At 32.4% G+C, this 21,450-nt stretch carries 14 protein-coding genes; 4 read left to right on the forward strand and 10 right to left on the reverse strand.

Annotation, left to right across the window (positions count from 1 at the left end; translation table 11 throughout):
• Nucleotides 1-81: 81 nt before the first annotated feature.
• Both MRU_RS03905 and MRU_RS03910 read right to left on the reverse strand, forming a co-directional pair.
• Nucleotides 82-3,363, reverse strand: a complete 3,282-nt coding sequence (locus MRU_RS03905) for a lectin like domain-containing protein (protein WP_012955574.1) — start codon at nt 3,361-3,363, stop codon at nt 82-84.
• Nucleotides 3,364-3,867: 504 nt separating this feature from the next.
• A complete protein-coding gene (locus MRU_RS03910; RefSeq protein WP_012955575.1) occupies nt 3,868-5,013 on the reverse strand; it encodes an aldo/keto reductase in 1,146 nt (381 codons plus the stop codon).
• 263 nt (nt 5,014-5,276) lie between these two features.
• On the opposite strand from MRU_RS03910, the gene MRU_RS03915 reads away from it, so the two are divergent.
• Entirely contained in the window at nt 5,277-5,477 is a 201-nt protein-coding gene (locus MRU_RS03915; RefSeq protein WP_012955576.1) for a histone family protein, read from the forward strand.
• A gap of 677 nt (nt 5,478-6,154) precedes the next feature.
• Here the strand turns inward: MRU_RS03915 and MRU_RS03920 are convergent.
• From MRU_RS03920 to MRU_RS03930, 3 genes are all read right to left on the reverse strand, one after another.
• Nucleotides 6,155-8,362, reverse strand: coding sequence for an adhesin-like protein (locus MRU_RS03920; protein ID WP_012955577.1), 2,208 nt, complete (start codon nt 8,360-8,362; stop codon nt 6,155-6,157).
• A 327-nt stretch (nt 8,363-8,689) separates the two neighbouring features.
• A complete protein-coding gene (locus MRU_RS03925; RefSeq protein ID WP_012955578.1) occupies nt 8,690-10,096 on the reverse strand; it encodes a gamma-glutamylcyclotransferase family protein in 1,407 nt (468 codons plus the stop codon).
• A gap of 177 nt (nt 10,097-10,273) precedes the next feature.
• The gene (locus MRU_RS03930) at nt 10,274-11,332 is read right to left on the reverse strand and encodes a transposase (protein ID WP_012955579.1); all 1,059 of its coding nucleotides are present in this window, start codon (nt 11,330-11,332) and stop codon (nt 10,274-10,276) included.
• A gap of 488 nt (nt 11,333-11,820) precedes the next feature.
• Here MRU_RS03930 and MRU_RS03935 point away from each other — a divergent pair, with 488 nt between their 5' ends.
• Both MRU_RS03935 and MRU_RS03940 read left to right on the forward strand, forming a co-directional pair.
• Entirely contained in the window at nt 11,821-14,247 is a 2,427-nt protein-coding gene (locus tag MRU_RS03935; protein ID WP_012955580.1) for a DEAD/DEAH box helicase family protein, read from the forward strand.
• A gap of 87 nt (nt 14,248-14,334) precedes the next feature.
• Nucleotides 14,335-14,913 (forward strand): class I SAM-dependent methyltransferase, encoded by a 579-nt coding sequence (locus tag MRU_RS03940; RefSeq protein ID WP_012955581.1) that lies wholly within the window; start codon nt 14,335-14,337, stop codon nt 14,911-14,913.
• A 605-nt stretch (nt 14,914-15,518) separates the two neighbouring features.
• On the opposite strand, the gene MRU_RS03945 is transcribed toward MRU_RS03940, so the two are convergent.
• The 5 genes from MRU_RS03945 to MRU_RS03965 form a co-directional block, all read right to left on the reverse strand.
• Complete coding sequence (locus MRU_RS03945; RefSeq protein WP_012955582.1) at nt 15,519-16,148, reverse strand: zinc ribbon domain-containing protein; 630 nt, start codon at nt 16,146-16,148, stop codon at nt 15,519-15,521.
• Between the two features lie 426 nt (nt 16,149-16,574).
• Nucleotides 16,575-17,114 carry an NIF family HAD-type phosphatase gene (locus tag MRU_RS03950; protein ID WP_012955583.1) on the reverse strand — a complete coding sequence of 180 codons (540 nt, stop codon included), beginning with the start codon at nt 17,112-17,114 and terminating at the stop codon, nt 16,575-16,577.
• Entirely contained in the window at nt 17,111-17,947 is an 837-nt protein-coding gene (locus tag MRU_RS03955; protein ID WP_012955584.1) for a hypothetical protein, read from the reverse strand. Before MRU_RS03955 ends, MRU_RS03950 begins: the two co-directional genes overlap by 4 nt.
• A gap of 67 nt (nt 17,948-18,014) precedes the next feature.
• Complete coding sequence (locus MRU_RS03960) at nt 18,015-18,635, reverse strand: hypothetical protein (protein WP_048812409.1); 621 nt, start codon at nt 18,633-18,635, stop codon at nt 18,015-18,017.
• A 335-nt stretch (nt 18,636-18,970) separates the two neighbouring features.
• Complete coding sequence (locus tag MRU_RS03965; protein ID WP_048812410.1) at nt 18,971-20,395, reverse strand: gamma-glutamylcyclotransferase family protein; 1,425 nt, start codon at nt 20,393-20,395, stop codon at nt 18,971-18,973.
• 174 nt (nt 20,396-20,569) lie between these two features.
• Here MRU_RS03965 and MRU_RS03970 point away from each other — a divergent pair, with 174 nt between their 5' ends.
• A complete protein-coding gene (locus tag MRU_RS03970; protein ID WP_012955588.1) occupies nt 20,570-21,412 on the forward strand; it encodes a HEPN domain-containing protein in 843 nt (280 codons plus the stop codon).
• Nucleotides 21,413-21,450: the final 38 nt, after the last annotated feature.

Consider the following 21,450-nt stretch of genomic DNA (forward strand, 5'->3'; position numbering starts at 1 on the left):
TTAATTCTATTTATCTAAAAAACTATTTTTATTAATTAATTGTTAATTTTGCTTTTTTTTTATTTTAAACTAAGTTCAAATCTATTTAATTGTTAATTTTGCTTTTGTTGTAACTGCAGCAAAGGTATCATCACCAGCATATTTTACAGTAAAACTATATGTTCCCTTCTTATTTAGGCTTACCTTTACAGTAGCAACTCCTTTGGAATTGCTTGTCGCTGTATAAGTTTTGCCATTGACTGTAAATGTGATCTTCTTACCGCTTACTGGATTTCCATTTCCACTCTTAAGGCTTGCATTCAATGTTTTTGTTTTTGCTGTTAATTTATATGATTTGTTTGGACTTGCAAGCTTTGGGCTTTGCTTATTAACAGTTATCTTAGCTACTTCAAATGCTCCAAGATAGTTCTCATCTCCAAGGAATCCTATGGCAAATGTGTAAGTTCCCTTATATGCGAGGTTTATTTGCAGCTTTGCGCTTCCGTTTTCATCTGTGACTCTGTCATAGACTCTTCCATTGAAACCTATTTTTATTGGCTTATTTGCTATCACTGTTCCGTTTTGGTCTTTTAATGTGACAACAAAGTACTCTCCAATTCTTCCATCTGCACTTGCTACAGCAGTGGTGGTCATGTTACTGCAATCTATCTTAGTGGATGCTCTGCTTGGACTCACTTCCTTATCCTCCTTTACGGTATATGCCTTAAGGCATACGGTCTTATTTAAAGGTGCAAGGTCACTCCAGCTTTCACCGTCAGCGCTTGCAAGGGACATTCCTTCAATATAATGCTGTCTTGAATATGCTTGGAAAGGAATGGAATTGCTTTTAAAGACGACTTTAAACACATCCCCTGCTTTTATATGGATATATTCATCTAATTTGATTGTCCTGAAACCTGCAAATTCGCTCACTCCACTTTGTGAAAGCATCTTCTCACTATTTAGATAAACATCAAAGGAATAATCGATTCCTGATTCATTGAAGTAGGTTCCTACAGCTCCGATAAACTCATCATACTTTGAAACAAACTCATTGGAATAATAGTTGTAATTGGCATCGAATCCGACCAATCCAGTTAGGTCTGTCTGATAGTTCACATGATAGTCAATGTCATTTTCGAAGATATAGGCAACTGCAGCCCTTTGAGGGACAATTGCATAATTGTCTATAGCATCAAATTTTGTGTAATCAGCAGTTGAAAAACCGGATAAGGAGTCCTTAGTTATCCAAGCAAATTTATGAAGCGGATCGTCATCACCTTCCTCTAATTCAAAATAATTATCATCCCATCCTATAAGTGAAATGAAATGGGTTCCATGACTCATAATGGCAATGTCGTCACCTTCGGTTGGTAGTTCACCATAAGGTCCGTTTATGCCTCGCTGAACAGTGACAGCGCCATATTTCAGTATGGCCCATTTTATCAATTCCACAGCGTCATCCCTTCCGGTATCTATAAACAGCACATCCTGAACATGAATTCTTTCATCCTCAAGGTCAGTGTCTGCAATCATTCCGCGGTCATCATATCCATTGTCAACAGGCAAAACCCCATACCAGCTTAATGCATAGCCTGGACCGCTATATGAAAAGCCTGTCAAGCTGTTTCTCTTGTCTCCTGAATAGAAATATTTCAATTGGAGCTTTTGAAGATAATTCTGTGAGAGGTTATATAAAACCCCTGAGGCTTTTGCAAATGAGGTTTCCAAAGAGGATATTGATGCAAATGCCCAGCAGTCAGTATTGTCTCCCTGAATTTTTGCAGAAGTTGTCCATCCCCAGTCTCTTGCGTCAAAGTGGGATGGGAGGCTGTCGACATTTATTTCATTTCCGGTCAAGTTAAGCTTTATTCCCTTGCTTTCAACTGAAACGATATAATCATGGTTGTCCATTAGGAAGATGTCATCATTTTTATCCACATTCTCAATTTTTGAATCGCTTGCAAAATCTGCATAAACTGATACTCCTCCATTGTCAAAAGTGGAATTGGAGAAATAGGCAGCTACATCATGAGCATAGATTGCATTTGCAGTTCTCTCTCGTTCCTTAAGAGCCTTATTATCAATGAACTTACAGTCATTGATTGTCAATTTTCCCTTGTCAAAGTATAATGCCCCTGCATTTTGACTTCCTTCATTGGCAGTAAAATTAGAGCCTTCAATCTTTGCATTGGTCCATGAGGAGTAGATCGCCCCTCCTTCAAAGCTGGCGCTATTGTTTTGGAAATTGGAATAGGAAATGTTTAAATAACCGCCTAAAATGGATATTGCTCCTCCAAACTTGGAGTGGCAGTCTGTGAAGTTGGAAGATTTTACAATTAAAGTTTCTACAATACCTTCAGAGCCTGAATCAAGGTCAAGATGGATTGCACCTCCATTGCTGGAAGATGAAAGATTATAAAATGTGCAATTCTCAATCAGCATGTCATTAGAGTGACGATAGACAAATGAATCTCCTTCTTCATAGGCAATAGGGAAATATTTTACAATGATTGCTCCTCCAGTGAAGTTTGAATTGGAATTGATGAATTTGGAGTTTTTAATAGAGAAATAGTCTCCCTTGTAGTTTATTATGCTTCCATGAACCCCTGTGAAATTCTCAAAGCTGGAATTTTCAATGACTAGTTGGCCCCTATTCTCTTTAATAGCAGAATCTAAACAATTTGTCCCATCAAAATTTGAATTATAAATCTCTAATTTGTTAAATGGTCCGTCGAGATAATTTGCAAATGAATTTGAATAGAAATTACAGTTGTTTATAGTCAAATTGCTAGGAAACATTATCGCAATCAATGAAAGATTTGAGGAACAATTAGTAAAGTTAACGTTATTAAAGGTCAATTGGCTGTCACTGATTACAAATAGGGATTTATTGAAATTTGTGAAAGTCAAATCATTGATGGTAATGTTTGCTTCATTGGAAAATTTAAAGTTGAAATTTGATTTGCTGCTATCTATAATATTATTATTTCCATTTATCACCAAATTTTCCATATAAAAAACCGCTGTATTCTCTTCATCACTTTCATCATGTTTATAGCTGTGAGTTAGATTAAATTCGCCGTCGCTTTTATTTAAATCTTCACAAAGCTGTTTGAAACTTGTTGATCCCCCTTCGGAAAGCTTTAAATCATCATCAGATTTCTGTAGCTCATCAGAGCAATCTGAAATAGGTTGAGCTTTTAAATTCTGATTATTATCATAGCAATTTGATGAAATAGGCTGAGCATTCAAGTCTTGATTTAATTCCACATCACTTGCATCATTAAGCATGTCAACTTGAGCATCGTTTGCTGAAACCGTTGAAATGCTGAATAAAATAAAAACGATAAATATAACTCCAAATATTGTTTTCCTCATCATTTCATAACCTCACATTAAATAAATATAGATATGTTCATTTTGTTATAAAAAACTTCACCAAAGTAAAGTAAATAGATAAATGAGTTAAATAATAAGTGAATTATCTATTTAATTATCATTGTTTTGTTTAGAGCTTGTATTTTTTCGCCCCTTCATGTAAACTTTAGGCATTATGTCTTTGCCTAGATATTGATGATTTATGTTTTAAAAAAATAGTTTAAATGAGTAATATTAGAATATCAGAAATGGAAAAATAAAAAAATAGAAAAAATTAATAAAGAAAAATAAATTTTAAAGGATTATTAATAAAGAAAAATAATTAGAATATCAGAAATAGAAAAAAATAGAAAAAAAATAGTAAAGAAAAATAAATTTTAAAGGATTATTAATAAAGAAAAATAATTAGAATATCCGAAATAGAAAAAAAATAGAAAAAAATAGTAAAGAAAAATAAATTTTAAAGGATTATTAATAAAGAAAAATAAATTTTAAAGGATTATTCAATCATTCATTCCCAAATCCATAAATTCCAGTTTCAAAGGTTTTTGCAACATCCTTTAAAACTTCAGGTATGTTGATTTTCTGCGGACATTCCTCTATGCAGATTTCACATTCGGTGCAGTCAGAGGCTATTCCAACATCTGGAAGCTTTGAATAATTCAAGTAAGCGTTTCCATGAGGGGTCCACTCATCTGTATCAAGCAGCTTATGCTTATTATAGATGTCAAAGAGCTTTGCTATATCAATATTGCTTGAACAATTGTCAACACAGTATCTGCATTTGGTACAGTCTACAGTGATGTTCTTATTAATGATTTGAGAAACCTCCTTTAGAATCTCAATCTCATCATCATTCAACGGATCAGCATTTTTAAATTCCTCAATATTCTCTTCAAGCTGTTTGCTGTTGCTTGCACCAGTGAAAACAAGGCATACGCCATCAAGATTGGCTACAAATCTCATTGCCCATGAAATGACAGATTTGTCCGGATTATAATCTTTCATAATTTTTTCTGCCTCTTGCGGAACATCTGCTAAAAATCCTCCTTTAAATGGTTCCATAATCATAACTTTCACATTATGTTTCTTTGCAACTTCCAAGCATTTTCGGGACTCGATTGCCTCATCTTCCCAGTCAAGATAGCTTATCTGAAGTAATACAAATTCCAATTCAGGATGCTTGCTTAAAATCCCATCTAAGAATTCTGAATTTCCATGTGTTGATAAGCCAATATGCTTGATAAACCCATCTTCCTTTTTCTTTTGGATAAATGAATACAAGTCAACATTCTTCCAGGCGTTTTCTGTAAATCCGCTTACATTATGCAATAGATAATAGTCAAAGTAATCCAGACCGCAATTATCCAATTGCTGCTTGAAGAGACCTTCCAATTGTGACTCCTCAGTGATTACAAATAGAGGCAATTTAGTTGAAACGGTGAAAGAGTCCCTAGGATACCTTTCGACAACTGACTTTCTTAAGCTTTCTTCCCCAATTCCTTCATGATAGACGAATGCAGTGTCAAAATGGTTGAATCCGCTTTCCATATACAAATCGACCATCTTGTTTACTTCATCATAATCGATGCTTTTAAAATCGTTTTCATCAAGAAGGGGAAGTCTCATCATTCCCATACCTAATTTTGTCATAATAACACATCTGTTTATTTGAATCTAGTTAAAACTTTTAAATCTTAGTTAAAACTTTATTGTTCTTATTATATAATGATGATTATCCGTTTTTAAGAACAGACTAAATATTTCGTAAAACTTTGGTTTTTCAAATTTCAATTTTCAAAAAATCTTGGAAATCAACTTTCCTTTCTCAATAAGTAATATAGCACTATTATGCGATACTTTTATATATTACAAATTAAAAATATTATATCAATCATGAGTATGGAGGTGAAAATGTGAGTGAAATACCAGTTGCACCAGTTGTACGTATCTTAAAAGAAGCAGGTGCAGAAAGAATTACTGATGACGCTAAAAAAGCATTTGCTGACGCAGTGGAAGCTTCCGCTGAAGAATTAGCTAAAAAAGTCATCAAAGCAGCAGCACACGCTGGCAGAAAGACCGTAACTGTAGATGACATCAAATTCGTCTGCGAATAGACTTTTTGCTTTAATCTAAAATTATTTTTAAAATTTTTTTCTATTTTTTCTATTTTTTCTATTTTTTTATCATTTATGGATTCATGGCTATGCATGGACTAACATTCTTGAATTAACTGCAGAACCTTCCGCAAATCTTTTATTGGTTCAGCTATTTCTGGTGAAGGTTTGGTAAACGTTTAAGTGGAACCAGTAAGATACTTATGGCACCTTTAACCGGCAAACTTCTATTAAGGGATTTGCCTAAATCCGACAAATAATTGGGGAAAGTTTTTAAAAATTCTTTAACAGGCTACTTTGGATATCTTTTTAATTTTTCGTATCCTGTTAGTTAAATTATTTCTTTTAAAAAAAATTTAGGGTCCATTTGAAGTTTTATCAAAGAAAAATCAAATGATATATATCTTAATAAATCAAATCTAATTCTATAATATAGTTAAAAGAGGTGCACTTAGTAAGATATCTAAGTTAATTAAGCATTATCTTTATATTATGGGAAATAGTCTTAAAAAAAAAAATTAAACCTTTACAAATAAACTTTATCTTTTTTTTTATTAATGATTAGTTCCCATTTTTACTAATTTTCTATTTTTGAGTGCTTTAATAATATGGATTTAAATAGTCTAAAAAGAGCAGCACTCCTTAAATGCAAAATTTCTATTTTGATTAATTCTAATTCAAGTATTTTTATTATTGGAGTCATTATTAATGTCACAATCAGTAATATTCATCTTGCCTTCGTTGTATATTGCTCCATCAGATTCTTCTGCTGTGTTATTGTAGAGTGTTGATTCTGTTATTATTAACTCACCCTCATAACACATTGCTTCACTGCCCCTCTGTTTTGTAATGATAGGTTCGTATCTTTCATTATGCTTCCAGTTGTATATTGCTCCACCACTAATTTGTGCTGTGTTTTTGGATAATGAGGAATTAGAAATAGTCAACTTGCCCTTGTTATATATTGCTCCACCTTTACCATAAGATGTTTTAAAAATATGAACTTTTGCTATGTTATTTGTGAGTGTAGAATCAAATAAACTTATTTCTCCTTTATTACATATTGCCCCGCCGTACCGTTCTGCAGAGTTGTTTGTGAATGTAGATTCTCTAATGCTTAAATTCCCATCATTATTTATTGCTCCACCACCGCCAAACATTTTTACTGTGTTGCTAGTGAAGATTGATTTTATAATGTCTACATTTCCCTTGCTGTGTATTGCTCCCCCGCCATCTTGTGAGAAGTTATTTAGGAATTTACAATTTTCCACTGTCAAACTACAATTCGAGTTGGTTTTTAGGGCTCCTCCTTGGTTATTCATGAGATTGTCATAATCTTTGTATAAAAATCCATTTTTAAATATTATATTTTTTAGTTTAATATTCTTTCCAGTAATTAAGAAAATTCTTGATTTCTTAGCCCCCTCAATTGTGTGTCCCTTGCCATCAATGACTAAATTGTCCATATCTAATTCAATTCCGCCCTCATAATAATCCATTTCATAATTTTCAAATCGTATGTCTTCCTCTAGGATTATTTCCCCAGTTTTGTTATCATGGATCTTTTTATCTAAATACCCAAAATCAAATTTTTCTTCTTGTGGCTTTATATCTTTGATATTTTCAGCTAGACCTTCTCCAATTATTTTACTTTCAATTTGTGGCGATAGATTTCTTATAAATATATAATCATCATTTAGTATGTTTTTTCCATTATCTTTTATTTTAAGATTATTTAATGTTAGGTTACTTTTATTTGTAATAATATTGGAATTTTTGTGTGAGGCATTGTTTTCAAAAAGGGCATTATCTATTGAACACAAGTTTCCATCATTATAAACTATGGATGCCTTTGCATTATTTTCTATAAATTTACAATTAAAAATACCTAAACTAGATAATCCATTATCCTCATAATTATCATTATATATGATATATTGTGACTCATTAGCCTTAAAAATAGTATTATATATTCTTGAGAACTCTATGTTTAAAATTATATACTTTGATTCATTACTTAAAATTTCAGAATCACTTATCCTTAAATAACCCCCATTTGATATAACTGCATCACGTCGTGCTTTAATGGCTTTATTAACAAATACTGTCCTGGCTTTATTAACAAAATTTGTCTTTGTGTCTATCTGGTTATTAATGATTCTAGATTTATTTATAGTTAATTCCCCTCCGTTATTAGATATTGCTTTATTGCCAATTCCAATGTTCTCTTTGAGGGTGGATTTTGTTATGCTTAGCTTACCAAAGAAATTAAGTATTCCTCCAGTATGTTCTGCCTTATTTTTAGCAATTACAGATTCATCTAGGGTTAATTCACCAAGATTTAATATTCCTCCGGCTAATTTTCCTTCATTATTATTAATTGAAGATTTTATTATTGTTAACTCTCCCTGATTATTTATTGCCCCAGCCTGATGAGAAAACCCATTCTTTAATGTAATGTTTTTTATCACAATATTCCTAGCATCACAAATAAATATTTCGCTTGCTCTAAGAGCATCTATTGTGTATCCATTACCATCAATAACTAGGTTATCAAGATTTAATTTAATGCCATGTCTGGATTCCTCATCCTCATTACCATAAACAATATCCGAATCCAAAATAATCTCTTTAACTCCACTATGGATTAAATTATTTAGATATGTGAAATTTCTAGTTTCATTGGATGTTGATTCATCAAGTATTTCATCATTAATGAGGTCCTCTGAATTTTGTTGTTGTTCATCTTTTTCATTAAAATTAACATAATTACTTTTACTTTCAACAGATTCAACTTTATCTATTTTTCCAGTACCATTTCGAGGTTTAACCTCTTTATTTTCACCAGAATCAAAAATTTTTTTAACATTATCAAGGAAACCCATCTAAACACGTCCCATATATATGATAAAGTATTTAATTAAACTTATTTAATATTAACCATAAAATTTCAAATCATATAATCTTATTCAAAATTTAGTTTTAGATTCCAAGTACAAAAAAGATCAAATCCGGAGAGTTTGCATGGTCTAAGCTTTGTTTAACTAGAGTTAAGTATAAACAATTTTTATAAAAAGGAATTCGGTATGTGGGATTATTATTTCCTCGGGATAGGAAGTAACAAGAAAAGAAGTGGTTCTTTAAGTTAATCTGATTAATTTATTATAGAATAATTATAATTAAAATGGGAAAATAGTTAATTAAGGAATAATCTATTCCCTAATGCAACTATTAAGATAGTCATCTATGTCCTCTTCAGACATATCAGGCCAGTTTTCCCTAATTCCTCTTTCTAAGGTCTCCAGATATTCATCAGAAGGCCTATTATATTCCCTAAGATCCTTATTGGTGACTGTAAGCATCTCAAAGCCATCCATCTCCCCTAGATTAATGATATTTTCATACCAATAGCCATTTCCATTTGGGGGGCGTCCGCCGTTCTCTTCAGCTGCAACATGCTCAAATTGCTCTCTTGTTATAAGATATGCAGTTCCCAATGCATGGCCTTCTTTCTCGGTATCCAAAAAGGACACTCCTCCTCCATGCCATGACCCAGAATAATTTCCAAAGTACATGTCGTATGGGATGTCTATGGCTCTTTTTTCAAGAGGTCTTGTAGGATCTTCGCAAGGGTATCTATAGGAGGCACTGCCTTCAAAGCATCCTCCTTCGATGTAGTAAAGGAATCTTTCTTCTAGCATGTTGCTTCCATAGGATACATACCAGACGTAATCCTTCCATGAATCTATTTTTTCAAGTCCTTCAGTGTCTTGAGCGTATTCATAGATGTAAGCCAATTCATTGCCAGTTGTAATTTCGCATTTTCTAATGTAAAGGCTTCCTTCTCCTTCAAGCATGTCTATTGAAGCCATGTCATTTTCAGGAACTTCGTAAAGTTCCCCAATGATTCTTGAATTTCCAGGTATAATTGCAGGATACCATCCTCCTACATTATACATGTCATATCCTTCAATGGCAGCTTTTCCAAGGCATATGCTGTTTTCAAGGAAGTGATGGTTGCTTTCTCCATTCATGAGTGTTCCATAAACAAACACTTTTCTAGTGCTGAAGTATTCGTTTATTTTGAGTATGTCTTCCTTGTAGTCTTCGCCCCATGTGCCTTTAAAAATTCCTTGCTCTTCGCGAGCATCAAATTCAACCATGATATTCAATATCATTTCTGTGAATTTTGAATTTAAATCAGGATGAAGATCAATGAATTCTCTAAGCCCTCCTTTCATAAAGATGTTTAAGGCGTCGATTTGTCCTTGAAGTGAATCGTATCCATGGCCAGTTAAGTTTCTGCAGCAGCATCTTTCTAATCCGTGGATTAGTGGAGTTTCTATCTTTTGTCTTAATTCAGAATCTCCTGTTAAGTATGCTTTCATAAGAATGGATGAGCAGATGTAAGTTGGCTCATGGCAGAAGTCAACCCTTGCATCTGAAGGGATTCTGTATGTGGAGAATAGCTTGAAGCTACCGTCCTTGTCCTGGAAATCTAATATGGTGTTTAGATTTTTGAAATCTCCTTCTTCAAGGATGTTTCTGAGGGCTGATTTCATTTCGTAAAGTTTTTCAATGTTAGGTTCGTTTAATCTTGTTAATTTTAAAGTGGTCATGTTATCATCTCCGTGTATTTTTTATAAAAAAAGCTTTGGTGTAATTGTTAAAGCTTGTTACAAGATATGGTGTTACTCTTGTAACATAATATATATCTTTTTCATAGTATATATACTTTTCGGTTTTTCATATAAAAAAACTATTTAAATTAAGAAAATTATAGGGGCCTGACGATTTTAGTTTTCAGATAATTGTTGTATGGTCGTTTTTGAGTAAAATCCTTGTGATATAATCAGTGCTCCCAAAAATACATTTAGATAAACGGTTTTTTCTACTGATTTTAGAGTATATTTGTGGATTTCTCTCATATTCAAGCCTTGTTTTAATAATTTGAAAAAATCTTCTATTTTGCCCCTTATTGGTTTAAATTTTTCCCATGAATCTATTTTTTTCATTAATTCCATTTTTAAACTGTTGTATAATCTTTTTTCTTTCATTATTCTCTTTGTTTTGTTAAATACGGCTAGTGGATAAGTTAAAATGTCATCCAATCGGGTTCTGCTGAATTTTTCTTTTGGAAAAATGAAAGGAATGATTTTGTATTTGCTGATTCCGATTTGGTAGTTTTTATACCTGTAATATCCTTTATCAAAGATTAATGTGTCTCCTTTTCTGATTATTCGTCTTTTTTGAAGGTTTTCTAAAATCTCTTCAAAAAGTCCTGCATCATTTGGAGCTCCAGAATGGATTAAAATGCAAACAGGATTCATAGAATCGTAATCCATCACAACAGTCGCTTTAAATCCAATATAATAACCTTTAGAGGAAGAATAACTCCATTTGAGATTAATTTTTTCCAGATGTTCTTTAGTCTTTTTATTTCTGTGGAAATTAATATCTAAGTCCACTGGGGTCGCATCAACAATAAAAGTCTTTTTTCCTCTCCTTTTAACCATATTCCTTGAGTTTAAGATTCTGTTTAATGATTTTATAAGTTTTTCAGAGTTTATTTCTGAAAAGATTTTATAAACTTGATCTGCAGTCAGAACTTCAGAAATATTAAGGAATTTGCAGAGTCTTCTATTGGATTTGAGTTCATTTAGGATGAATGGAATGTCAATTTCAAAGAACATGCTTATAAAAATGATTTTAAAAGCAAATATTGTTCTGTTTAGGTTTTTAAATCCATAGGATACCAATATTCTTTTGGATTCTCTTGAATCCATAATTTTAAATATTTCTTTCAACAAAATATAATTTGGGTCTTTATTATCTAAATTTAATCTATGCTTCATTATTATCGCCAATAATATATTTGTAAAGCATATTATTTAAATTTAACGATATTAAAGACCTATTTTTTTATATAACTAATAATACATTTGTATTTTTAGAAATTAAACTTATTTTTTAGGAGAATGAATTAAAATAAGGAAAATTCGAGGGAATTTTCACATCAAAAAATTCAGGCCCCTAAAAATATATTATAAGCATTTCTATAGGATATTCATAAAATCATGCTAAAAACTGAACATATTTCAAATGATAATTGAGTTTCTAAGTTTAGCTGTGTTGGTTGAAGACTATTAAGTCTCTTTCTCCCGAATTAAGATTAGAGAGTGTTCTAATTTATGGGACTTATTACAAAATCAAGAGATTCAAACATTTTTTAAATGAATGTCCCTATTTCCATACACAACTCCTAATCATTTTAAAATCAATAATCAATTTATAAATACTTAAAATTATAAATCATTAATTATAATTTCATTAAGAGGATACCATGAACAATGAGACAAACGCTTTCACTGGAAACAATCCAGAATTATACAATAGGCTCAAATCAAGCATAAACAATGCAGAGAGCATTGATATCATAGTTTCTTTTCTCATGGAATCTGGAGTGAAATTGATTATCAACGACTTAAAGGAAGCCATTTCCAAAGGAGTGGAAATACGCATCCTAACTGGAAACTATCTAAACATCACACAACCTCAGGCACTTTATTTATTGCGCAAGGAATTGGGATATAATTTAGACTTGCGCTTTTACAATGTTGCAAATAAAAGCTTTCACCCTAAAGCATATATATTTCACAATGAATCAGACAGTGAAATCTATATAGGCTCATCCAATCTATCCAAGGGGGCATTGACCGACTCAATCGAATGGAACTATCATTTTAAAAGGTCAAAAAACCTAGAAGACTTCGATTCCTTTTACCAAAACTTCGAAGATCTTTTTTATAATCAATCAACCATTGTTGATGACGAGGCTTTAAGGGATTATTCCAAGAAATGGACCAAGCCTAGATTCCCAGTCAAAGAGGCTGAAAGCATAGAAGAATATACACAAACCCCTAGCGAAACCCTATTTGAACCTAGAGGCCCTCAAATAGAGGCATTATATGCTCTGGAGAGAAGCCGTGAAGAGGGCTTTGACAAGGCTTTGGTAGTGGCTGCAACAGGTATTGGAAAGACATACCTTGCTGCATTCGATTCAATAAAATATAAAAAAGTCTTATTCATAGCACACAGAGAGGAAATAATAAAACAAGCAGCAAAAAGCTTTAAAAATGTTTTTCCAACCAAAACAATTGGATTCTTTTATAACCAGCATAAGCAAACAGACAAAGACATGATATTCTCCCTGGTCCAGACATTGGGAAAGAGCAGCTATCTGAACGACAGCTATTTCAAGAGAGATGAATTCGACTACATCGTCGTTGACGAGTTCCATCATGCAGTTGCAAACAATTATAAAAAGATATTGGACTATTTCAAGCCTAAATTCCTATTGGGACTTACTGCAACCCCTGAAAGATTGGACAACAGGGATGTATTTGCATTATGCGACTATAACAACGTCTATGAAATAAGACTTAAGGAAGCGATAAACAAGGGATGGCTTGTTCCATTCAGATATTATGGAATCTATGACGATACAATCGACTATTCCACAGTCAACATGAGAAACGGCAGGTATGATGAAAAAGATTTAGAGGAAAAGCTGATGATAAACCGCCGTGCCAATCTTGTCTATCACCATTTCCTGAAGTACACCTCTAAATCAGCAATAGGATTCTGCGCCTCAAGAAACCATGCAGAATATATGGCAAGCTATTTCAACGAGCATGGAATAGCTGCAGCATCTGTCTATAGCGGCGAGCAGGGAGAGCACTCCCAAAACCGCCAAAAGGCCATAGATGATTTAAGAGATGGCAAACTCAGAATCATATTCACTGTAGACATATTCAATGAAGGTCTTGATCTCCCCTCCATAGATGAGGTTCTCTTCCTAAGGCCTACACAGTCACCTACAATATTCCTTCAGCAATTGGGAAGGGGACTTAGAAAGGACAAGGGCAAAAAGTACCTCACTGTCCTTGACTTTATAGGAAACTATAAAAAGGCGAATATGGCTCCATTCCTATTGAGCGGAAAAGACTATGATTCAAGAACCCTTCTAAGGGAAGCTGTCCTTGACTTTGAATATCCTGAGGACTGTTTCATAGACTTTGATTTCCAATTGGTGGATCTCTTTAAGTATCAAGCAAAGAGTGAACTTAAGGCCAAGGATAGGGTAGTCATTGAATTCAATTCTGTAAAGACAGAATTGGACCATCGTCCAAGCAGAGTGGAACTCTTTTTGCATATGGATGATGCAATAATAGGAGCAATGAAAAGAACTCCAAAGATTAATCTCTTCAAGGATTACATGAGCTTTCTAAATGACAACAAAGAACTAATGGACGAAGAGGAAGAGTTTCTAAACAGCCCTGCACATGAGTTCTTAAAGGCCATTGAAAACACAAATATGACCAAGTCATATAAGATGCCAATATTAAGGGCATTCTATAACAATGGAAGCATAAAGATGGCCATTTCAGATGATGATGTCTATCTTGCCATGAAGGAGTTTTATGACTACGGTTCAAATGGAGTGGACATGCTTAAGGATAAAAGCTCAAGAGACTATAAGTCATGGTCAAAGAAAGACTATGTAAATCTTGCAAAGAGAAACCCAATTAAGTTCCTCAAGAAAACCCATGGAGACTTCTTCATAGACAAGGAAGGATTCGCTTTGGCATTGGCAGACAATCTAGAACAATTCATAAATCTCGACAGCTTTAAAAGACACTTTGAAGACATTATTGAATACAGAACCCTTAGCTATTATAAGGATAGATTTGAGAAAAAACAAGTATAATAAGTAAAATTTATAGAATAATTATTATAATGATATAATAAGATTAATAGGTAAATTTTAAGAACTATTAATAAATCAGTTGATATTATGAGTGAAAATTATTATGATTCCAATGCAGATGACTTTTTCAATGGAACTGTAAATGTGGACATGAGCCCCCAATATGAGGACTTTCTAAATGAAATACCTAAAAACGGCCATATCTTAGATGCAGGATGCGGTTCAGGAAGGGACACCTTGGCTTTCAAGTCATTAGGATACAAGGTAACCTCATTTGACGGCTCAATTGAAATGTGCAGGCTTGCAAGCAATCATACCGGCCAAGAGGTCCTCCATCTTCAGTTTCAAGAAATAGATTTCAAAGAGACCTTTGATGGAATCTGGGCATCAGCATCCCTTCTTCATATACCAACAAGTGAAATAGATGATGTTTTAAAAAGATTAAAAAAGAGCCTAAAGAAAGGAGGAGCTTTCTATGCCTCCTTCAAGTATGGAAGCTTTGAAGGAGAGCGCAATGGAAGGTATTTTTATGACTTAACAGACATAACTGCAAAGGAACTCTTCACAAAAAACGGATTTAATATAAAGAAGATCTGGTTTACCCAAGATGCAAGAAAAGAAAGAGAAGATGAAAAGTGGGTAAACATATTGGCAATCAAGGATTAAGAATCAGGAATAATATTCTTAATTATGCTTTTAAAAATCATATCAATTGCAAGTATTCTTAGCAAAAAATCAAAAGATTATATTCCAATATCATCAAATCTAATATTATAGTTTTATTTACTTAATTAATTTTATATTATGGGAACTAGTCTTAAAAAAAAATTAAACCTTTTCAAATAAACTTTATCTTTCTTTTTTTATTAATGATTAGTTCCCATTTTTATAATTCTTCTATTTTTGTATATTTTTTTAAGTATTGGGATTTTAATACATTTTAAAAAAGATTATAACTAATTTTCTAGCAATATAATAACGGAAGGGGTTCTAAGTTATTTTGAAAAGTTTGAAGTGATGATATTTGATAATCTACAATTCCGTGCAGATAATGTTCAACTAAGCAAGAAAGTAGGGCTTCTGACATGAAATGTCTTGCAGAAGACAGAATAATAAAGGTGAGTAATGTACATTGGAATAATAAGTTAATTGATTAGTTGGTGGATTATATAGGTGAGATGGTTGGGAAGATGGAATAGTAGACACCATAACTGGTTCTTGCAGGTTCTGACAAGACCTAGAAGAAGAGTTAAGGCATAATTTCAAGATTCTCAATATTCTCGATAGTAATTGTATTCTCCTAATGTATTTTCTTCTATTTCACGATATTCATTTCCTCCGTAAAAAACGTCAGGTTTATCATCATATGTATGATATTGAGTATTTGTTTCGGAGTTTCTATAATATTCGTTTTCTAACATTCTTTCTTTTTCTTCTTTTTCTTTTCTTATTTTGTCTTGCTCTTTTTTTTCTTTTTGAGCTTGTCTTACTCTTATAGTTATTTCAGTTTTGGTAGTGATTTTTTCATTGTTTATATCATTTATAATTTCTTTTTTAATATTTTCTTCTATTTGGAATTTATTCACATAATCTAAAAGTATTCTTTTGGGTTGTTCTATTTTTGTTTCAAATCTTCTGTTTTCTTCTCTTGGGAAATCAGTTCCACATCTTTCACAATATTTCCGGTTAATTGCATTCTCATGTCCACAGTTTGAACAGGTTTTGGTTGGTTTTTTAATAGCAGATTTTTTAAGTTCAGCGCCACACTTAGGGCAAAATTTAAATTCATTAGATTTAAATCCACATTTAGGACAAGTTAAAGGTTCTGGTTTTTCTGCACCGCAATGTGGGCAGAAAGCAAAATTATCATTATAAAATTTGTTACAATTTGGGCATATCATACTATCACTCTCTCTACTAACTAATTTTTAATCTATTTTTATTTATCTATAAATTTTATTATTTTCTCTTTAATTTTCCATCATGATTATTGAAAATGACTGTTTTTTAGGAGAAATTATTATTGGGTAGAAATGCCAAGCGGACGCCTTTGTTGAAACCGCTGAGGATGGTGCCTATGACATTGCGGGGCAGATGTCTTAAAGTATATTAAAAAGTAGGTTTTAAAAATTTAAAACAGTAAAAAAAGATAACAAGTTTATTCAAATTCAAAAACAAGAGGCAAATGATTACTTAATTTAATCTATTCTCTTCCATCTAAAATAGGATTTTCAGCTTTACAAATAGCCTTAAAGTCTTCTCTAAATTTTCCGTTACAGTTCCAACTAACAATTTTAATTTTTTCACCTACAAAACATTTAAAATAGTTATATAAAATCACTTTTCGGTCTTGCCTCTATTCCAAACCTTGCATACATTTCTCTTGTATCCTTGTTGGATTCGAGTGCAAGATATTTGCTTGAATCATCTCCATGACTTGGCAAAACTGCTTTCTTAAGCCAGTATTCCTTTAGCTCAGGAGGACGTTTGCCAAAATTCCAATAGGATTCAGAGATTTTCAAGTCAGTATTCTCTTCAATATGCTTCAATGAATCAAAAGAGGTCTTATAAGGACTTGCTGTGATTAAAATAACATAATTGTCCTTAATTTTTTCCACCAATTCATCTTCATATTGGCGTTTAAGAATCTTTTGAGGCAATTCCTCATGTCTTATTTTCCAGGAATTAGAAATGAGAGTATAGTTCAAATCCAAAAGGATGATCTTATCCTTTGGAATTTCGAGTTTATCATCTCTGATTATTTCATTTTCCTTTTCTTCTATTAGTTTCTGTCCACAGTCTAAACAATATTTTTCTTTTATGCTGTTTTTTCTTTTGCATGCAGGACATATGGTGTATTCAGTCATTTTTTATTTCTCCTTTTTTGATTATAAATTGTATTAATATTATCAATCACATCACATATATTTTCATGATTTAATGTTTCATCTTCAAGTTCATCAGTATAAAAATGTATCTTAATTGACTTTTTATTAACCCGTAAAAGACATATAGAAGATTTTTCTGCTGTAATGGAAACTCCATCAACAATATACCTTATATCTAAAATGAAATCATCATCAAATCGTTCAAATAATATATTTTCAAAATCCTTATATAATTTCTTCACTTTATCTGATTTATTCTCTAACAGTGAACATCTAGTTATTTTCAAATCCTCTGAGCTGAAATATAATTCTCTTTTAAAATTTGAATCAACCTTTTTGTATAAAGCTCGATAAATCTTATTATTGTATTTGCATAAAGATACTGTGTAAAGTTCAAAATCAAAATCAGGATCTTTTCTGTTTTTTTGTTGCTCTGAAAATTCAGGGCCAATTATTATTGCTCTTGTCTTATCAAAGTCAAATTCAACTTCTTTATCTTTACCAAATTTTTCATAATATTTTTCGATATATGCTTCTTTTTTGTCTAGTAGATTTTTATAATAACATTTAGCTTGATCTATAACACATTTATCATACTGATTTTTATATTCTATAATAACAAATGAGTTTGTTTTATTATCAAATCCTAAACCATCAATCCTTAAGGATTCTGATTTTTTACCACATTCCTCTAGTTTTTTGCAGTCAATATCATCAGCCAATCCTGGAAGTTCGAATTCTGATGTAACAAATTTTAATTCAAATAAGTATTCCAAGTGATTGTTTGTTAACTGCTGGAGATAATATTCCATTTTAAATCTTTTTTTTCACACATTAAAATCACTTCACATATGATAATTAATTCAAAATTTTAAATCATCAAAGCTCTCTGCAAAGCCTCTTATATTTTATGTAATGCCTAAACCAATGGTTTTCCACATCATCCACAAGTTTCACATACCCTTCTTCATCTTCATAGATGTAATCAACTTCCTTCAGCTTACTGATGAATGCATTGAACTCCTCATCATCAAAGTAATCCATCTTTGACTTCAATTCATCACTATATTCATTATGCCTAATATATTTTGTAATTTCATCAAGTTTATAATATAGATAAGCACATTCTATCGGATGATTTTCGCAGTCTATATTCAAAACATCGATATAGAGTTCATAATCGCAATTCCTGCAGTAATAATTATGATTCTCCAGATCAAAGCCCATTTCATCCAGTTCCATCATTTCTTCGCTAGGACATAATGTAAGCGGCATCAGTTTGCTTCCGCAGTCTGGACATACAGTATCGTTTTTGGACTTTATAAGGCTTATCCATGAGATATATAATCCATCATCATAGTATTCTGATGTATCAATGTCATATGACTTTGAGATTCTCTTGATTCCGTCAATGGCAGTAATATCTACAGGATTTTCCATTAGCATCTTCTTATAAATTTCCAATGCTTCATCATAATTTCCTAATTTAAAAAGAGACAATGCTTTAGAGTTTAAGCATCTTTATTGTTTTCATCAAATTCTAAAATCTGATTGCACAGCTCTAAGGATTTTTCATAATCCTCAGATTCGATTAATTCGTATATTTCTAAAAGTAATTTATCAATTGACATATGATGCCCCCATAATATTAGATATTCTTTGGTTATAAATAAAGGTTTCGAAACCATCTTTTGTCAATTAATCAAAACTAAAGTATCCTTTATCTTGCATTATATCTTCTTATTATATTGGGGTTAAAGGATAATCCCAATCCATCTATTCTCATTGAATAGTATACTTATTTTAAAAGAAGTAATAGTTAATTAAGGAATAATCTATTCCCTAATGCAACTATTAAGATACCTACCTATGTCCTCTTCAGACATATCAGGCCAGTTTTCCCTAATTCCTCTTTTTAAGGTCTCCAGATATTCCTCAGAAGGCTCATTTTGTTCCCTAGGCTTCTTATTGGTGACTGTAAGCATCTCAAAGCCATCCATATCTCCAAGGCTTATGATATCCTCATACCAATTGCCTGTTCCATCTGGGTAGCGTCCGCCATTCTCTTCAGCTGCAACATGCTCAAATTGCTCTCTTGTTATAAGATAGGCAGTTCCCAACGCATGGCCATCTTTCTCGGTATCCAAAAAGGACACTCCTCCTCCATGCCATGACCCAGAATAATTTCCAAAGTACATGTCATGTGGAATCTCTACTGCTCTCACTTCAACAGGGGCTGAAGTGTCTTCGCAAGGCATTCTATAAGAGGAACTTCCTTCATAGGATCCTCCTTCTATATAGCAAATGAATCTGTCATAAAGCATATTGCTTCCATAGGACACATACCAGATGTAATCCTTCCAGGAACTTATTCTATCAAGCCCTTCAGTATCCTCCAGAAATTCATAGATATAAGCCAAGGATTTAGAAGAAGTCATTTCGCATTTGCGAATGTAAAGGCTTCCTTCCCCTTCAAGCATGTCTATTCTAGCCATGTCCTCTTGAGGAACTTCGTATAGCTCTCCAATGATCATCCCATCTCCAGGTACAATTGCAGGATACCATCCCACATTATACATCTGGTAGCCTTCTACAGTGCTTGCCCCAAGGCAATTGCTGTTTTCAAGGAAATGATGGTTTGATTCTCCATTCATGAGGGTTCCGTATACAAATACTCTTCTTGTATTGAAGTATTTGTTTATCTTAAGGATGTCTTCCTTATAGTCCTCTCCCCATGGGCCAAGTAAAGCGTTCCTCAAGCTTTCAAGCATTTCAAAATTGGATCCGCAAATATTGCTAATCATTTTGGAGAATTTTCTACTCATGTCAGGATAAAGATCAATGAATTCACGAAGCCCCGCTTTCATAAAGATATTCAATGCTTCAATCTGGCCTTCAAGTGCTTCATATCCATGCCCCATAAGATTTCTCATGCAGCAGGCCTTCAATCCTCTTCTGAGAGGCCTATCTATTTTTTTAGATAATTTAGAATCTCCAATCAGATATGATTTCATTAGAATGGCTGTGCATATGTATGTTGGCATATGGCAGAAGTCCACTCTTGCATCAGATGGTATTTCGTAGCTTGTAAATAGCTTGAAGCTGCCATCGGTGTCCTGGAAATCAAGAATAGTCTCTAGATTCTTCATCCAGTTTCGAGAGCCCATATCCTCTTTTAGGAAGTCTTTAAGTTCTCCAATCATTCTGTAAAGTTCGTCAAAATCAGGTTCGTCTTGTCTAGTAAGTTTTATTTTATTCATGGTGATGCCTCCGTATGTATTTTTTTTAAAAAAAGCTTTTTTCAAGCTGCTATGAGAACTTGGTGTCATTCTCATAACATTATTTATTTGTTTTTTCTATTATATATACTTTATGGTCATCGACAAGAAATTATTTAAATCAAGAAAAATAGATAAAGATTATAGGTGATAAAGATGGTTAATTATGGTGATGATAGTTTAGAGAATCCGGATGATATTACTCTACCTTTTTTTGCATATGGGATATTTAAACCTGGAGAAATAGCATACTCTAACATTAAAAAGTATATTGGCAAGAAAAATGAAAAAACTATTAACTATGCTATGAAACAAAGGGACGGAGTTCCAATATTACTTCCTGAAGAGAATAATGGAAAAACCCATGGTTATATATTCAAATTTAATGATAATGAAAGAGCTTATGATACAATAAACCATAACCTATCAAATAAATTATATGAATGGGGCACAATTGAACAAGGAAAGATTAATGTTTTATTTGGAAAAGACCCTGATATTGGAAGTGATGATATTGGGCCGGACTTTGATCGAGAGAACTATAAAGGGAAAGATGACCCATTTTTTAAAGAAGCGCTTGCAATAAAACAATATGTCGAATCAAATGATTTCACTTCAAAAGATGATTTTTATGATTTACAGAGGTATTACATATTATTGTGGTCTGCAATTGAAAGATGCTGTAAATTAAAATACAATAAAGAGAGTGATGGTAAAAATCGTGAGGAATTTTCAAAAGAAAAGGAATTTATAGATGCATTAGACAAATGTGATGAAACAAATTATAGGGAAATCTATAAAACAGATGATTTGACTCCTAGAAAATTTGACACAGATGAACCAAAATGGTGTATAAATTATTATTATACTCTTAGATGCAATATTGTACATAGAGGCAAATCAAATGTTAATAGAGATATGGGATTGCTTTTACAAGCAACCAAGGATTTATTAAATATATTTGAACACATACTTGATGAAACATTTAAAGAAGAATAATTAAATGTTTTAATTAAAAATAAAAAAAGATTTTTCAT

This window comes from Methanobrevibacter ruminantium M1 (assembly GCF_000024185.1).
Taxonomy (GTDB): Archaea; Methanobacteriota; Methanobacteria; order Methanobacteriales; family Methanobacteriaceae; genus Methanobrevibacter; species Methanobrevibacter ruminantium.

Excerpts from the sequence above, each read along its gene's own strand:
- MRU_RS03910 (WP_012955575.1), bottom strand. The coding sequence starts at position 5,013 with ATGACAAAATTAGGTATGGGAATGATGAGACTTCCCCTTCTTGATGAA.
- MRU_RS03950 (WP_012955583.1), bottom strand. The coding sequence starts at position 17,114 with ATGACTGAATACACCATATGTCCTGCATGCAAAAGAAAAAACAGCATA.
- MRU_RS03940 (WP_012955581.1), top strand. The coding sequence starts at position 14,335 with ATGAGTGAAAATTATTATGATTCCAATGCAGATGACTTTTTCAATGGA.
- MRU_RS03920 (WP_012955577.1), bottom strand. The coding sequence starts at position 8,362 with ATGGGTTTCCTTGATAATGTTAAAAAAATTTTTGATTCTGGTGAAAAT.
- MRU_RS03930 (WP_012955579.1), bottom strand. The coding sequence starts at position 11,332 with ATGAAGCATAGATTAAATTTAGATAATAAAGACCCAAATTATATTTTG.
- MRU_RS03905 (WP_012955574.1), bottom strand. The coding sequence starts at position 3,363 with ATGATGAGGAAAACAATATTTGGAGTTATATTTATCGTTTTTATTTTA.
- MRU_RS03945 (WP_012955582.1), bottom strand. The coding sequence starts at position 16,148 with ATGATATGCCCAAATTGTAACAAATTTTATAATGATAATTTTGCTTTC.
- MRU_RS03970 (WP_012955588.1), top strand. The coding sequence starts at position 20,570 with ATGGTTAATTATGGTGATGATAGTTTAGAGAATCCGGATGATATTACT.
- MRU_RS03965 (WP_048812410.1), bottom strand. The coding sequence starts at position 20,395 with ATGAATAAAATAAAACTTACTAGACAAGACGAACCTGATTTTGACGAA.
- MRU_RS03955 (WP_012955584.1), bottom strand. The coding sequence starts at position 17,947 with ATGGAATATTATCTCCAGCAGTTAACAAACAATCACTTGGAATACTTA.
- MRU_RS03925 (WP_012955578.1), bottom strand. The coding sequence starts at position 10,096 with ATGACCACTTTAAAATTAACAAGATTAAACGAACCTAACATTGAAAAA.
- MRU_RS03935 (WP_012955580.1), top strand. The coding sequence starts at position 11,821 with ATGAACAATGAGACAAACGCTTTCACTGGAAACAATCCAGAATTATAC.